A 15178-nucleotide genomic window follows, 5' to 3' on the forward strand; every position below is an offset into this window, starting at 1 on the left:
CCCTTCGTCTTCGAGGGGCGCCTTTCGCTTCTGGGCGATGTCTGGTGGGGCACAAGGGGTCGGGTGTCGGGTAATTACGGCACGCGCCGCACGGCACCCTTGTCGGCGGACGTCGCGAGTGCGGCGTAGGCGCGCAGCGCGGTGGTCACCGGACGCACCCGATCGACCGGCTGCCAAGGCCGTTCGGACGCTTCCATTTTCGCGCGGCGTTCGGCGAGCACGGCATCGTCGACGAGCACCTCGAGGGTGCGGGTGGTGACGTCGATGCGGATCCGGTCGCCGTTCTCGATCAGGCCGATGGCGCCGCCGCTGGCCGCCTCGGGCGACATGTGGCCGATCGACAGACCGGAGGTGCCGCCGGAGAAGCGGCCGTCGGTGATCAGCGCGCACTCCTTGCCGAGACCGGCGCCCTTCAGGAATGCGGTGGGGTGCAGCATTTCCTGCATACCGGGGCCGCCGGCGGGACCCTCGTAGCGGACCACGATGACATCGCCCGGCTTGATCTTCTTGCCGAGGATCGCCGAAACGGCCTCCTCCTGCGACTCCACCACCACGGCCGGACCCTGGAAGGTGAACAGCTCCTCATCGATACCGGCGGTCTTGAGCACCGCGCCGTCGGGCGCGATATTGCCGCGCAGCACGACCAGCCCGCCCTCCTTGGTGTAGGCGTGCTCGAGATCGCGGATGCAGCCGCCCGCGGCATCGGTGTCCAGCGACGACCACCGGTTGCTCGTGGAGAACGGCTCGACCGTGCGCACCCCGCCCGGTGCGGCGTGGAACAGTTCGATGGCTTCCTCGGATGCCTTGCCGGAGCGGATATCCCAGGTGTCGAGCCATTCGTCGAAGCTCTTGGTGTGCACCGTCGTGACGTCGGTCTCCAGCAGTCCGGCCCGGCGCAGCTCGCCGAGGATGGCCGGAATGCCACCGGCCCGGTGCACATCCTCCATGTGGTAGTCGGAGTTGGGGGAGACCTTGGACAGCGTCGGCACCCGGCGGCTGGTCTCCTCGATGGTCGACAGATCGAAGTCGATCTCACCCTCCTGCGCGGCGGCCAGGGTGTGCAGCACCGTATTCGTGGAACCGCCCATCGCCACGTCCAGCGCCATCGCATTGCGGAAGGCCTTGGCATCGGCCACATTCCGCGGCAGCACCGACGCATCGTCCTCGCGATACCAGCGATTCGCGATATCGACGATCACGGTGCCCGCCCGCTCGAACAGCGCGTGCCGGGCGGCATGGGTGGCCAGCGTGGATCCGTTGCCGGGCAGTGCGAGTCCGAGCGCCTCGGTGAGGCAGTTCATCGAATTGGCGGTGAACATGCCGGAGCAGGAGCCGCAGGTCGGACAGGCACTGCGCTCGACCTCGGACAGACCGTCCTCGCTGACATTCATATTGGCGCTGGCCGCGATCGCGGTGATCAGATCGGTCGGCGCCTGTGCGACACCGCCGACGACCACGGCCTTACCGGCCTCCATCGGCCCGCCGGAAACGAAGACGGCCGGGATGTTCAGGCGCATAGCGGCATTGAGCATGCCGGGTGTGATCTTGTCGCAATTGGAGATGCACACCAGCGCGTCGGCGGTGTGCGCGTTGGCCATGTATTCGACCGAATCGGCGATGATTTCACGCGAGGGCAGCGAGTAGAGCATGCCGCCGTGGCCCATCGCGATGCCGTCGTCGACCGCGATGGTGTGGAACTCTCTCGGTACACCGCCCGCGGCGCGCACCGCGTCCGCGACGATCTCACCGACATTCTTCAGATGCACGTGGCCCGGTACGAACTGCGTGTAGGAGTTCGCGATGGCGACGATCGGCTTACCGAAGTCGGAGTCGGTCATACCGGTGGCGCGCCAGAGTGCGCGCGCGCCTGCGGCATTGCGGCCGATGGTGGTTGTCCGTGAACGAAGCGGTGGCATGTAAATCCTCGGGAGGTCGCGGGGGCTGATGTGCGACTGCGCGGAGTTCGCTCGATGAGCGAATTCAGCGACCGACCACGTTACTCCTGCGCGTGGCGGGGATTTCGGGGCGGTCGACGGCACTGATCGCGATCGGTGTGTGGTTCGGGATGGTGTCGCCGCGAGGGTGGTCGTCGGCGCGGACGGTGTCATCGGCCGCGTCGGTTCCGGCACCGTCGGTATCCACTGGTCCGGTGCGGGCGGGCGGGGATTGTTCGCCCGACGCGGTCACCGGATCGCGCATCCGGCAGCGAGCCTACCTGGCCGCGGTCCTATCCCCGCCGCTGGCGAACCGCTAGTCGTCGGAGTCGCGCGCGTCGATCGTTACGCGTCGGAGTCGCGCGCGTCGGTGTCGGAGTCGCGCGCCGCGATTGCGGTGGCAGGTGCTTCGACGTCGGTGCTGGCCCCTTCCGCCGTGGCTTTGGCCGCTTCCGCGTTGGCCTCGGTCTCGGTCGCTTCCGCGTTGGCTTGGGCTTCGGGGGCTTCAATCCCAGCCGTGGTCGACTTCGCCTCGTCCTCGCTCTCGCGCGCCTCGTACTCCGCCTCCCGCGCCGCCGCCTCCGCCGCGAACAGATCCGGAATCCGACCGTTCGACGCGCGGATCAGATCACGCAACCGGTCATAGCTGACGGCGGGCAGCTTCACCTCGGTGTCATCGGTGAGATGCGCACGCACGAACCCGCGCTTCGGAATGCCGACCCCCGCGACCTGTGTCCAGTCGAGGTGCCGCGAACTGAAAACCGTGCGCAGATCCAGCCCGTCCTCGGACACCGTGGTGCGCGTGCGTTCGATCCACACCGCCGCCGCGACCGGGAGCAGCAGCAGCCACCACAGTCCGATCGGCCAGCCGACGAAGGCGAAGAAGACACAGAACAGCAGCACCAGCACACCGAGGTGGGCCATCTGCGTAATGCGGATGACCTGCGCCGTCTGCGTCGGCTCGGTCGGTTCCGGCGAACTACCCGTCTCCGATCCCGCCGCGGGCGTGTGGGACGATTTAGCCGGTGGCACGGACTGATGCGGTGATGACACACCACCATCCTCGCATCATGGTGAACGGACTCGAGCACCCGCTCGGTCTCACATAATGAGACCTGTTTGACTGATCGACTCGCGCACACATACCGTCATGCGCGTGAATCGAAACGAGTTGCTCGTAATCGGCCGGCGCGTCCAGCGTTGAGCCTGACTACCTGAGTCGAATACGTCAGCTCGCGTTGCGACGCGCCACCCTCGAACAGCCATGCGCTGTCGGGGGCTTTTTTGTGTTCGGGACAAAAGTCCTGGCATGTGGCCGCTTCGCAAGGCACCACGTGCAAGCACAGTTGTCCGGGGTCTAGTACGAACAGTTAGGAACGAAGACGGTGAGTGCACCAACCGCACGGCCCGGGCCCGCGGCCCGCAGGCCGGCGCCTTCGGCGAATCAGCAGGCCGCGCCCGCTGGCGGTCCGGCGAACGCGGCGAACCGCCGCCAGGTCCCGCCCGAGCGGGTCACCGGCGCGCAGTCCGTCGTCCGCTCCCTCGAGGAGCTCGGCGTCGACACGGTATTCGGCATTCCCGGCGGCGCGATTCTCCCGGTCTACGACCCGCTCTTCGATTCCACCAAGGTCCGTCACGTCCTCGTCCGGCACGAGCAGGGCGCGGGCCACGCGGCCACCGGTTATGCGCAGGCCACCGGCAAGGTCGGCGTCTGCATGGCCACCTCCGGTCCGGGCGCGACCAACCTGGTCACCCCGATCGCCGACGCGCAGATGGACTCGGTTCCGATCGTCGCCATCACCGGCCAGGTCGGGCGCGGCCTGATCGGCACCGACGCATTCCAGGAAGCCGATATCTCCGGCATCACCATGCCGATCACCAAGCACAACTTCCTCATCACCGATGGTATCGACATCCCGCGCATGATCGCGGAGGCCTTCTACCTGGCCTCGTCCGGTCGTCCGGGTGCCGTGCTCGTCGACATCCCGAAGGACGTACTGCAGGCGCAGACCACCTTCAGCTGGCCGCCGGAGATGCGGCTGCCCGGCTACCGTCCGGTGACCAAACCGCACGGTAAGCAGGTGCGCGAGGCCGCGCGGATGATCCTGGAAGCCAAGCAGCCGGTGCTCTACGTCGGCGGCGGCGTGATCAAGGCCGACGCCTCGCCCCAGCTGCTGGAGCTGGCCGAACTGACCGGCATCCCGGTGGTCACCACCCTGATGGCGCGCGGTGCGTTCCCGGACAGCCACCAGCTCAACATGGGCATGCCGGGCATGCACGGCACCGTCGGCGCCGTCGCCGCCCTGCAGAAGTCCGATCTGCTGATCACGCTCGGCGCGCGTTTCGACGACCGCGTCACCGGTCAGCTGGACTCCTTCGCGCCCGACGCGAAAATCATCCACGCCGATATCGACCCGGCCGAGATCGGTAAGAACCGGCACGCCGATGTCCCGATCGTCGGCGACTGCCGCGAGGTGATCGTCGAACTGATCGAAACGCTGAAGGCCGACCCCTCCGGCGCGCCGAAACTGAACCTCACCGACTGGTGGCAGTACCTCGACGGCATCCGCAAGAGCTACCCGCTCGGCTGGACGACGCCGAGTGACGGATCGCTGTCGCCGGAATTCGTCATCGATGCGCTGGGCCGCCTGGCCGGACCCGACGCCATCTACTGTGCCGGCGTCGGTCAGCACCAGATGTGGGCCGCGCAGTTCATCAAGTACGAAAAGCCGCGCACCTGGCTGAATTCCGGTGGTCTTGGCACCATGGGCTACGCCGTCCCGGCCGCCATGGGCGCCAAGATGGGCGCGCCGGACAAAGAGGTGTGGGCGGTCGACGGTGACGGCTGCTTCCAGATGACCAACCAGGAGTTGGCCACCTGCGCCGTCGAGGGCGTGCCGATCAAGGTCGCGCTGATCAACAACGGCAACCTCGGCATGGTCCGCCAGTGGCAGACCCTGTTCTACGAGGAGCGCTACTCCAACACCGATCTGGGCACGCACACCCTGCGCATCCCCGATTTCGTCAAACTCGCCGAAGCCCTCGGCTGCCACGGCATCCGGGTCGAGCGCGAGGAAGACGTGGAGGCCGCGATCCGCGAGGCGCAGTCCATCAACGACCGTCCCGTGGTGATCGACTTCATCGTCGGCAAGGACGCCCAGGTGTGGCCGATGGTCGCCGCGGGCACCAGCAACGACGAGATCATGGCCGCGCGCGGCATCCGCCCACTCTTCGACGAGGACGAGCAGGCCGCCGAGCCCGCCGTCATCCACGAGGCGATGTCGCACGACAAGAGCAAGGGGACCGAACAGTGAGTACGACTCACACCCTCAGCGTGCTGGTCGAGGATAAGCCGGGCGTGCTGGCACGGGTCGCGGCGCTGTTCTCCCGCCGCGGCTTCAATATCGAATCGCTGGCGGTCGGCGGCACCGAGATCCCGGAGATCTCGCGCATGACCATCGTCGTCACGGTCGAGGATCTGCCGCTCGAGCAGGTCACCAAGCAGCTCAACAAGCTGGTCAACGTCATCAAGATCGTGGAGCAGGACGCCGACACCTCGGTCGCCCGCGAACTGATCCTGGTGAAGGTGCGTGCGGACGCCAGCGTGCGGACCCAGGTCATCGAGGCGGTTACGCTCTTCCGGGCGAAGGTGATCGACGTCTCGCCGGACGCGCTCACCGTCGAGGCGACCGGAACCCGGTCCAAGCTCGACGCGCTGCTGCGGATGCTCGAGCCGTATGGCGTCCGGGAGATCGTGCAGTCCGGTGTGGTGGCCGTTGGCCGCGGACCCAAGTCGATCACAGCGACTCGCTAACGCTCGCCGCGGTGGCCGCGCTGTGTTCTTCGGGCCAGCCCAAAAAGCGGGCTGGCCAGCTGAACCGCTTGAAACTAAACAACTTTCGACAAGAAGAACAAGAAGGGAACCTACAGTGGCAGTCGAGATGTTCTACGACGACGACGCCGACCTGTCGATCATCCAGGGCCGCAAGGTCGCTGTCATCGGCTACGGCAGCCAGGGCCACGCGCACTCGCTGAGCCTGCGCGACTCCGGTGTCGAGGTCCGCGTCGGCCTCGCTGAGGGTTCGAAGTCGCGGCCGAAGGCCGAAGAGGCGGGCCTGACCGTCGGCACCCCGGCGGAGGTTTCCGCATGGGCTGACGTGATCATGGTGCTGGCCCCCGACACCGCCCAGGCGTCGATCTTCACCAACGACATCGAGCCCAACCTGAAGGACGGCGACGCGCTGTTCTTCGGCCACGGCCTCAACATCCACTTCGGCCTGATCAAGCCCCCGGCCAACGTGACCATCGGCATGGTCGCGCCGAAGGGCCCGGGCCACCTGGTGCGTCGCCAGTTCGTCGACGGCAAGGGCGTTCCGGCCCTGATCGCGGTCGAGCAGGACCCGAAGGGTGAGGGCCAGGCGCTGGCGCTGTCCTACGCCAAGGGCATCGGCGGCACCCGTGCCGGCGTCATCAAGACCACCTTCAAGGAAGAGACCGAGACCGACCTGTTCGGTGAGCAGGCTGTGCTCTGCGGTGGTACCGAAGAGCTGGTCAAGACCGGTTTCGAGGTCATGGTCGAGGCGGGCTACGCGCCGGAGATGGCGTACTTCGAGGTGCTGCACGAGCTCAAGCTCATCGTCGACCTGATGTACGAGGGCGGCATCGCCCGCATGAACTACTCGGTCTCCGACACCGCCGAATTCGGTGGCTACCTGTCGGGTCCGCGGGTCATCGACGCCGACACCAAGAAGCGCATGCAGGACATCCTGCGCGACATCCAGGACGGCACCTTCGTCAAGCGCCTCGTCGCCAACGTCGAGGGCGGCAACAAGGAACTCGAGGCGCTGCGCAAGGCCAACGCCGAGCACCCGATCGAGGTCACCGGCGCCAAGCTGCGCGGCCTGATGAGCTGGGTCGACCGGCCGATCACCGAAACCGCGTAATACGCGCGAACAGCACAGTGGCCCATCCCGATTCGTCGGGGTGGGCCATTGTCGTTTCGGGCCGACGCCGAAGTGGACCTCGGTGTTTGCGGGATTCGAGGGTATCGCGGATCGGCGTTTCTGGTCGGGATTCACGGAAAACCGATCTTCCTGGAGATAACCTCTCTATCCGATTCTAGATGCCATGGGTACTCCCAAAATCGCAGGAAGGATCAGAAATCGTGCGCAGCCGAATATTTGGATTGGCCGCAGCTTTGACGGGAACCCTCATTGTTGTCGGAGGCGGGACGGTCACTGCTCCACATGCATGGACGCAACCGGCCGGTGAGCAACCAGTCGCGGAGGCCGATTTCTACCTTCCGCCGCCATCGCTTCCGGACGGGCGGGGCACCATCGTTCGCGCTGAACCGGCGGCGGTGGCAATGTCGGCACCCGGGCAGCCAGGATTGGTCCCCGCAGCGGCGACGCGGCTCATGTACGTCAGTAGTGATACCCACGATGCGCGTACGGCGGTTGTGGGCACGTATCTGCAGCCGAGTGTGCCGTGGACCGGCCCGGGTGAGCGGCCTCTGGTCGCGTACGCGGGCGGTACCAAGGGACAGGGCGATCAATGCGCGCCCTCGAAGCTGATGACGCAGATCGTCCAGGCCCAGGCTCCGTTGGACATAATCTTCGAATACGATCTGGTGGCAATCCGTTCGCTGCTCAACCGTGGTATCGCGGTAGTGGTGACCGACTATCACGGCCTCGGCACGCCCGATGTGCACGACTATCTGAACCGCAAAGCGCAGGCCTACGCGGTACTGGACTCCGCGCGCGCCGCGTTGCAATTGCCCGGCTCCGGCCTAAACCCCGGCACGCCGGTCATTCTCTACGGGTATTCGCAGGGCGGTATGGCCTCCGCCGGCGCGGCCGAACTGCAATCGAGCTACGCCCCCGATCTGAATGTGCGCGGCGCCTACGTCGGTGGGCCGGTGGTGGACGATGAATACTTCATCGGATACAACGACGGCCGCGCCGATTTCGCACCGTCGATCGCCTGGATACTCAACGGCATTGCCGCCGACTACCCGGAAACTCGCCCGGTGTTGGACGCCGAACTCAACGACCTCGGCAAGGCGATCCTGCAGGAATCCCTGGGCAAATGCGCGGTCCCGGTCGGACTTGCCCAGGAGCATGGGAATACGGCGGAGTGGACCACCAGCGGCGAACCGCTCACCGCCGTTATCGATCGGTCCCCGGCGTTGCAGTCGGCATTCGCCGAGCAGCGAATCGGCACACGCGCGCCGGCCATTCCGGTACTTGCCGCCTCGGCCATGAACGACCAGGGAGCGCCATTTGTGCCGGTGCGCGACGTGGCCGCTGGCTGGTGTGGTGGCGGAGTGCCGGTTCAGCTGGAATCGAACGCCGAAATTCCCCCGGCATCCGGACTCGTGGGCACCCACGTGATTGCCTTCTTCCCGTCACTGGTGGCCTCGCAGCAATGGTTGACCGATCGGCTCGCGGGTATGCCCGCTCCATCCAACTGCGCGGCGCTGCCGTAGCACGGTGATTTCCGGTGCATAATGCCCGGCGGCGGGTCGGTTTCAGGCCGAAACCCGCCGCCGGCATGCTGATCGAGTACCGCGTTCGATTCTCCCGGCCGCGGCGACGATGCACCCCTCGGCTCAGGAAATTCGTTAGGTCAGAAGGTGGTTTTCGGCAGATTGCTGGCAGTCGGCGCGGGCACAGCTATTCTGGAGCGACAGTTTTACCGCAACGGATTTCGGCGGCCCCACCCCCTGTCAGTGTTGTTCTGTTGGAGGCTCGAGGCACCTATGTCGATCTTCGAGAATACGGAAAGACGCGACCCCAAACGGTATCTGTGGATACTGGGGTTGATCGCTCCGACTTGCGCCGTACTTCCTTCACAACTCGTGGTCCATACCGGCCTCGAAATATTCTGGTGGATCGGTCCGATCATCGTGCTGGTGGTGATCCCGCTGCTGGACTGGGCGATAGGGAATGACGGGAGCAATCCGCGGGACGAGGATTACGAGTCCTTGTCCAACGATCGCTTCTACCGTTGGTGCACTTACCTTTTCCTGCCGCTACAGTTCGTCGGCCTGCTCATCGCGGGATATCTCTGGGCCAGACCGGCGCTGAGCATGTCCGACAAGCTGGGTTTGGCCGTGACCCTCGGGTTCGTATCGGGCATCGGAATCAACGCCGCCCACGAACTCGGCCATCGAGTCGAGCACCTCGAACGCTGGCTGGCGAAAATCGCACTGGCGCAATCGGGATACGGGCACTTCTTCGTCGAGCACAACCGCGGCCACCATGTGCGCGTCGCGACGCCGGAAGATCCGGCCAGTGCCCGATTCGGCGAATCACTGTGGGAGTTCCTGCCGCGCACTATGCTCGGCGGCTTCCGCTCGGCTCTGGTGCTGGAGCGTGATCGCCTTTCGCGCAAGGGAAAGCGCTGGTTCTGCTTGGACAATCATCTGCTGCAGGCTTGGTCGATGAGTGTCGCGCTATTCGGCACGCTGATCGTCCTCTTCGGGCCCGCGGTGATCCCGTTTCTGGCGCTGCAGGCGCTGATCGGCGCCGGGCTGCTCGAGACGGTGAACTACGTCGAGCACTACGGCCTGCTTCGCCCGCGCGGTCGCAATGGCAACTACGTGCGCTGCTCCCCGCGTGACAGCTGGAACAGTGACCGTCTGGTCACGAACATATTCCTGTTCCATCTACAACGCCACAGTGACCACCACGCGAATCCGGGGCGCCGCTACCAGACCCTGCGCAGCTCTGAGCAGGCACCGCAGCTACCTGCCGGCTACGCAAGCATGATCCTGTTGGCCGCCGTCCCGCCGATCTGGCGCGCGGTCATGGACCGTCGGGTCCTTGCCCATTACGGCGGTGATATCACCCTCATCAACACCAAACCTCGGACGAGGCGTCGCCGCATCTCCGCTCGCTTGCGCCGGACACGTGCACTGACCGCCACATCGGCGGAGCCGGCTACTCGCCCGTAGCGGCGCGGTTGCCTATCGTCTTCGGGGACATCGGAGTCGGAACCACTTCTGCCGAACAGATCGCGAGTCGTGAGCATCTCATCCACCACACTTGTCCCCGCTTCCGTACCGAGCCCGGCATCGGCCGGTCGACGTGCCGAGGCCATCCACCGCTTTCTCGTCAAACCAGCCGACGCGGGCATCGCCGGTTCGGTCGACGGCGGCAAGCTACTCGAATGGATCGACAAGGTCGCCTATGCGGCGGCGGCTCAGTGGAGCGGTTGCTACTGCGTTACCGCCTACGTCGGGAATATTCACCTGGACCGTCCGATCGCGGTCGGTGAATTGGTCGAACTGCACGCGAATCTCGTGCACACCGGGCGCACCAGCATGCATATTCTCGTCAGCGTCTATTCGACCGATCCCACGCGACGCAAGCCGGTGCAGACGGCGCAGTGCCTGACGATCTTCGTCGCGATCGACGACAACCGGCGGACCGTCGAAGTGCCGCAATGGAATCCGACGTCGATTCTGGAACTCGAGCGGCATCGGCAAGCGCGAGCGCGGGTTTCGGTTCGGAAGCGGATCGAGGAGGCGATGGCCGCGCAGCATTACACAGCGGCGGGTACAGCTCCGACGTCGATTCTGCGATTCCTGGCCGCGCCTTCGGATATCAACTGGGGCGGCAAGGTGCACGGCGGTCGCACCATGCAGTGGATCGATGAGGCCGCGTATATCTGCGGTGCCGATTGGGTTGGGCAGCACGTGATTACGTCGTACTTCGGCGGGATCCGGTTCTACCGGCCGATTGTCATCGGGCATATCGTCGAGGTGAGTGCGCGGCTGATTTACACCGGGCCGCGGAGTATGCACGTGAGCGTGCACGTGACGTCGACGGATACGCATTCCGATGAGCCGGCGCTCGCCGCGCACGGTCTCGCGGTTGTTGTCGCGGTCGATGAGAACGGTAAGGCGCGGCCGGTGCGCCAATGGGTTCCGGTTTCCGCGGAGGATGAGGCGCTCGACGCGCATGCGCGGCATCTCATCGAATTGCGTGCCGAGGTGGAGCGGTTCACGCAGGCGAGTGATGTGCCCGCCGATGCCGAGCCCAACCATTTCCGGGTGCCGATGCCGTGACAGGTTGTAGCGGCTGGCCCGGGGTGCGGCTTCCCGTTGCGGTGGTCCGGACTAACTGAGGCCGGACCACCGCGGCGCGGGCTAGTTGGTGTTCGGTCTGTGCTGGTTGTTCGGGTTGAGCGGGCTGTTCGGGTTGGCCGGGTTATTGGGGTTGAGCGGGCTCATCGGATTAGCCGGGTTATTGAGGCTGTGCTCCCACTGGTATCGCGGGTTGGCCGGATTGTTCGGGTTGGCCGGATTGTTCGGGTTCAGTGGGCTCATGGGGTTCGCCGGATTGTTCAGGTTGTGCGCCCATTCGCGGGCCTCCCGGTCCCGCCGGTCCTGCTCGTACCGCCACGCCTGTTCGCACTCGTCCCGGTGCTCGGGTGCCTCACAGTCATCCGATCCGGCGGAACCTGTTGCGGGTGCGGCCGACGCCGGAATTGCCGAGGCGGTCAAGGGAACAGCGATGAGAGCGGCGGCCACGGCCACCTGGGCCAGCATCCGACGGGGCGTCATTGTCATTCTTCCACTCTTACGTGCACGTGCCGAAAAATCTCCTGCCGCAGCGAGATTCAGGGCGATTTCAGTCGAAAGTATGAGGCGCGATAGGCCTGGAGTAGGGGGTGTCCCCGAGCCGAATCGATCCGAAGTCGGTTGCCGACAAGGCCTCTCGGGCGTGAGTCCAGCGCCATGGTCGTCGCACATCCAGTAGGCACTTCGCCCACGTATAGCCTCTGCGCGATACGCACGGGGTATGCGACAGCTGCCGGGCTGGTGTTGGAGAGGTAGGCGGTGTTGAGGGGGCTGGCGGCAGGACAACGGCCCGGCATCTGTAGTGCCGGGCCGTTTGCTCTCGATCAGCTGCTGCCGAATGTTCCGCGGGGGAACAGGTGGCGGGGGAATCGCCACGGGTCGTTCCAGCGGCCCGGGAGATCGCAGTCGTCCCAACGGCCGGGGCTGTGGTTCCAGTCGTCGAAGAAGCCGGGGCGGTCGCAATCCCAATCGTTGTTGTGCGGGTGCCGCACCTCGGTCACGCCGGGTTCGCTGGTGGCCGGGTCGGCCGAGGCGGGTATGGCCAGTGCGGTCAGCGGGACTGCGGCGAGGGCGCAGGCCATGGCCACCCGGGTCAATCGGCGGGGAGTCGTTCTCGAGAACACCGTGGATCCTTTCTATCTGCGCGTCCGCGGGGGACGCCGTCGTTGCTCGCCGGATGCAGGGGATGCCCGGCGACGCAACGATTTGCACGTCCACACTCGGCCGCGACCGGTCGAATGGCAATGGTGCGAACACGATTTCAGGGAGATTCATCCTTTGGTATGACGAGTCCCCCACGCGGTGGGTGTCGGCCTCAGGGATGGAGCGGAAATCCGCTGGTTCTAGACTGTTACCGATGAGTAAGTTCTTTGGCTCGGTCGACGAGGTGACGCGGCGGCTCACCGACGCCGGATACCTGCCCTCCACCGACATCGCCACCGCGGTGTTCCTCGCCGGTCACCTGGGCAAGCCCCTGCTGATCGAGGGTCCCGCTGGCGTCGGCAAGACCGAGCTGGCCAAGGCGATCGCCACCGCCACCATTTCCGACCTCGTGCGCCTGCAGTGCTACGAGGGCATCGACGAGGCTCGCGCGCTCTACGAGTGGAATCACGCCAAGCAATTGCTGCGCATCACCGCCACCGACAACGCGAGCTGGGACAGCACCCGCGACCACGTCTTCACCGAAGAATTCCTGCTGCAACGTCCGCTACTGGCCGCGATCCGGAACCCACATCCGACCGTGCTGCTCATCGATGAACTCGACAAGGCTGATATCGAGCTCGAAGGACTGCTACTCGAGGTCCTCGGCGACTATCAGGTCAGCATTCCCGAACTCGGCACCGTGACCGCCGTCCGCAAGCCCTTCGTCCTCGTCACCTCGAACGCCAACCGCGACCTCTCCGAAGCGCTGAAACGCCGTTGCCTCTACCTCCACATCGACTATCCGACAGCGGAATTGGAGCGCGCGATCGTCCGCGTGAAGGTCCCCGAGCTCGACGAGACTCTGGGGGAGCCGGTAGTGCGAACCGTCGCCGCCCTCCGCGAACTCGCCCTCCGCAAACCGCCCTCGATCGCCGAAACCATCGACTGGGCAAGAACTCTCGTAGCCCTGGGTGCCCGAAACCTATCCGGCACCATCGTCCGATCCACCCTCGGCGTACTGCTCAAATACCAGGCCGACCACCGCATAGCCATCGATCGCCTCGAACTTCCCGCAGCCGATCCGCACGAACACAGGTCGTCATGATTGCCGCTGTCGCGATCCGAGTCGCGCCCGAATGGACGTGCATGCGATGCACGGCGCATGAATATGTCGCCCATCAACTGCCGCACCGTTTATCCGGATCTTTTGCGGGCGTCTGCGACGAGTGCGGATCTCGCCGACGCGTGGGGCAGGTGGGCGAGGCGGGTCGGCGCCGATCGGGCCGACGGACGCGGGCGAGCGCGTGTAGTGGAGAACCGCTCTGGGTGCGGTGCGACGATGTATCAACTGCCGCACCATATCTCGGTATCAGCACCTTTCAAGGCAACGGCTCGGGATCCCGACAATGGGTGCGGCTGCCGGGGAAGGGGACCGAGTGGTGACGTCACCCGGGCGGCGCAGCCCTGAGCAGCCCACCAGCACTATGACCGATCGTTTGGTCGAGTTCGTCGGTTTACTGCGCGAGCACGGCATCTCCGCGGGCCCGAGCGAAACCATCGATGCCGCCGAGGCAATGCTCGCGCTCGGCCTATCCGACCGCAACCGCCTGCGCTCCGGTATGGCCGCCTGCCTGCTGCGCCTCAACGGCCAGCGCGCCGTCTTCGACCAGCTCTTCGATCTCTACTTCCTCACCGCCGAGCAACCGGTGACCCCGTCCACGTCCGAATCCATCGACGATCTGCGCGACCGCCTGGTGGATGCACTCGCTCGAGACGACCGCGCTGCTGTCACCGAACTCGCCCGGCAGGCACTCACCGCACTTGGTGGCTACGGGGGAGTCGGCGCCGGCGAGCCCACGCGCCCGGTCACCACCGCATCGGGTGCGGGCTGGTCCTCCTATCTGACCATGAAATCCCTACGGCCAGAAGAACTTACCGATCGCATCGTCGAGAGCATGGGCACCGATCTCGACGCCACCGTCCGCACCATCGAAGCCGACCGTCGCCTGCGTGAATTCCGCACCGCCGTCCAAACCGAGGCGCGCCTGCGCTCCGCCCAACTCCGTGGCACCGAGTACATCGCCCGCCGTGGCGTCGAATCCAGTACCGACCAGATCGACTTCCTCGGCGCCCGCACCCAGGACCTCGCCGAAATGCGCCGCCTGGTAAACCCTTTGGCCCGCAAACTCGCCACCCGCCTCGCCGCGCGCCGCCGCAAGGCGGTCCGCGGCCAGATCGATATGCGCCGCACCTTGCGTCGATCCATGGCCACCGGTGGCGTGCCGATCGACCCGGTTCTTCGCGCTCGTAAACACGGCCGTCCCGACCTGGTCGTACTCGCCGACTTATCCGGCTCAGTAACGGGTTTCGCCGAATTCACCCTGCAACTCGTCCAGGCGCTGCAGGACCAATTCAGCAGGGTCCGCAGCTTCGGCTTCATCGACACCTGCGACGAAATCACCGCCCACTTCACCCCCGGCGAACCCCCGACCCCCGACCTGGCCGCGCGAATCATTCGCCATACCAACGTCGCCCGCTTCGGCAGCAGCAACTACGGCGAGGCCTTCCAGGGCTTCGTCGACAACTACCTCGACGCTCTAGGCCCCCGCACTTCCCTCTTGATCCTCGGCGACGCTCGCACCAACCGCACCGACCCCAATCTCCCTGCCCTGCAAGCAATGTCGGACCGAGCCAAACACGCCTACTGGCTCAATCCCGAACCCGCCCGCTCCTGGTCCACCGGCGACTCCGCCGCCCAGGTGTATGCCGAGCGGATAACGATGCATGAATGCCGCAACGTCAAGCAGTTGGCCGAGGTAGTCGGTCGGCTACTGCCAGCTTGACCGCTGCGATGAGGTGTATGCCGAGCGGAATAACCATGCACGAATGTCGCAACGTCAAGCAGTTGGCCGAGGTGATCGGTCGGCTACTGCCAGCTTGACCGCTGCGATGAGGTGTATGCCGAGCGGAATAACCATGCACGAATGTCGCAACGTCAAGCAGTTGGCCGAGG

13 protein-coding genes are annotated in these 15178 nt (G+C 65.6%); 8 read left to right on the plus strand and 5 right to left on the minus strand.

Going from position 1 to position 15178, the window contains the following annotated elements; translation table 11 throughout:
• Window positions 1-74: 74 nt before the first annotated feature.
• The 3 genes from ilvD to ACZ60G_RS14235 all read right to left on the minus strand — a co-directional run bounded on the left by ilvD (window position 75) and on the right by ACZ60G_RS14235 (window position 2987).
• Complete coding sequence (gene ilvD, locus ACZ60G_RS14225) at window positions 75-1916, minus strand: dihydroxy-acid dehydratase (protein ID WP_465810440.1); 1842 nt, start codon at window positions 1914-1916, stop codon at window positions 75-77.
• 64 nt (window positions 1917-1980) lie between these two features.
• Window positions 1981-2199 carry a hypothetical protein gene (locus ACZ60G_RS14230; protein ID WP_465810442.1) on the minus strand — a complete coding sequence of 73 codons (219 nt, stop codon included), beginning with the start codon at window positions 2197-2199 and terminating at the stop codon, window positions 1981-1983.
• 80 nt (window positions 2200-2279) lie between these two features.
• Window positions 2280-2987, minus strand: a complete 708-nt coding sequence (locus ACZ60G_RS14235; protein WP_465810444.1) for a PH domain-containing protein — start codon at window positions 2985-2987, stop codon at window positions 2280-2282.
• Window positions 2988-3319: 332 nt separating this feature from the next.
• Here ACZ60G_RS14235 and ACZ60G_RS14240 point away from each other — a divergent pair, with 332 nt between their 5' ends.
• From ACZ60G_RS14240 to ACZ60G_RS14265, 6 genes are all read left to right on the plus strand, one after another.
• The gene (locus ACZ60G_RS14240) at window positions 3320-5248 is read left to right on the plus strand and encodes an acetolactate synthase large subunit (protein ID WP_465810446.1); all 1929 of its coding nucleotides are present in this window, start codon (window positions 3320-3322) and stop codon (window positions 5246-5248) included.
• Window positions 5245-5748: an acetolactate synthase small subunit gene (gene ilvN / locus ACZ60G_RS14245; protein ID WP_063042942.1), complete on the plus strand. Its 504-nt coding sequence runs from the start codon at window positions 5245-5247 to the stop codon at window positions 5746-5748. The genes ACZ60G_RS14240 and ilvN overlap by 4 nt, the downstream gene beginning before the upstream one ends.
• A 127-nt stretch (window positions 5749-5875) precedes the next feature.
• Entirely contained in the window at window positions 5876-6877 is a 1002-nt protein-coding gene (ilvC, locus tag ACZ60G_RS14250) for a ketol-acid reductoisomerase (RefSeq protein ID WP_174566238.1), read from the plus strand.
• Between the two features lie 422 nt (window positions 6878-7299).
• Entirely contained in the window at window positions 7300-8421 is a 1122-nt protein-coding gene (locus ACZ60G_RS14255) for a lipase family protein (RefSeq protein ID WP_465810449.1), read from the plus strand.
• A 273-nt stretch (window positions 8422-8694) separates the two neighbouring features.
• Window positions 8695-9891, plus strand: a complete 1197-nt coding sequence (locus tag ACZ60G_RS14260; RefSeq protein ID WP_465810451.1) for an alkane 1-monooxygenase — start codon at window positions 8695-8697, stop codon at window positions 9889-9891.
• A gap of 144 nt (window positions 9892-10035) precedes the next feature.
• Window positions 10036-11007 (plus strand): acyl-CoA thioesterase, encoded by a 972-nt coding sequence (locus ACZ60G_RS14265; RefSeq protein ID WP_465810568.1) that lies wholly within the window; start codon window positions 10036-10038, stop codon window positions 11005-11007.
• 81 nt (window positions 11008-11088) lie between these two features.
• On the opposite strand, the gene ACZ60G_RS14270 is transcribed toward ACZ60G_RS14265, so the two are convergent.
• Window positions 11089-11511: a hypothetical protein gene (locus tag ACZ60G_RS14270; RefSeq protein WP_465810453.1), complete on the minus strand. Its 423-nt coding sequence runs from the start codon at window positions 11509-11511 to the stop codon at window positions 11089-11091.
• A gap of 335 nt (window positions 11512-11846) precedes the next feature.
• Window positions 11847-12146: a hypothetical protein gene (locus ACZ60G_RS14275; RefSeq protein WP_465810455.1), complete on the minus strand. Its 300-nt coding sequence runs from the start codon at window positions 12144-12146 to the stop codon at window positions 11847-11849.
• Between the two features lie 233 nt (window positions 12147-12379).
• On the opposite strand from ACZ60G_RS14275, the gene ACZ60G_RS14280 reads away from it, so the two are divergent.
• Together ACZ60G_RS14280 and ACZ60G_RS14285 are read left to right on the plus strand one after the other, a co-directional pair.
• Window positions 12380-13270, plus strand: a complete 891-nt coding sequence (locus tag ACZ60G_RS14280) for an AAA family ATPase (RefSeq protein ID WP_465810457.1) — start codon at window positions 12380-12382, stop codon at window positions 13268-13270.
• A 331-nt stretch (window positions 13271-13601) separates the two neighbouring features.
• Window positions 13602-15008 carry a vWA domain-containing protein gene (locus ACZ60G_RS14285; protein ID WP_465810459.1) on the plus strand — a complete coding sequence of 469 codons (1407 nt, stop codon included), beginning with the start codon at window positions 13602-13604 and terminating at the stop codon, window positions 15006-15008.
• Window positions 15009-15178: the final 170 nt, after the last annotated feature.

It is taken from the genome of Nocardia sp. NPDC102475, from assembly GCF_055584605.1.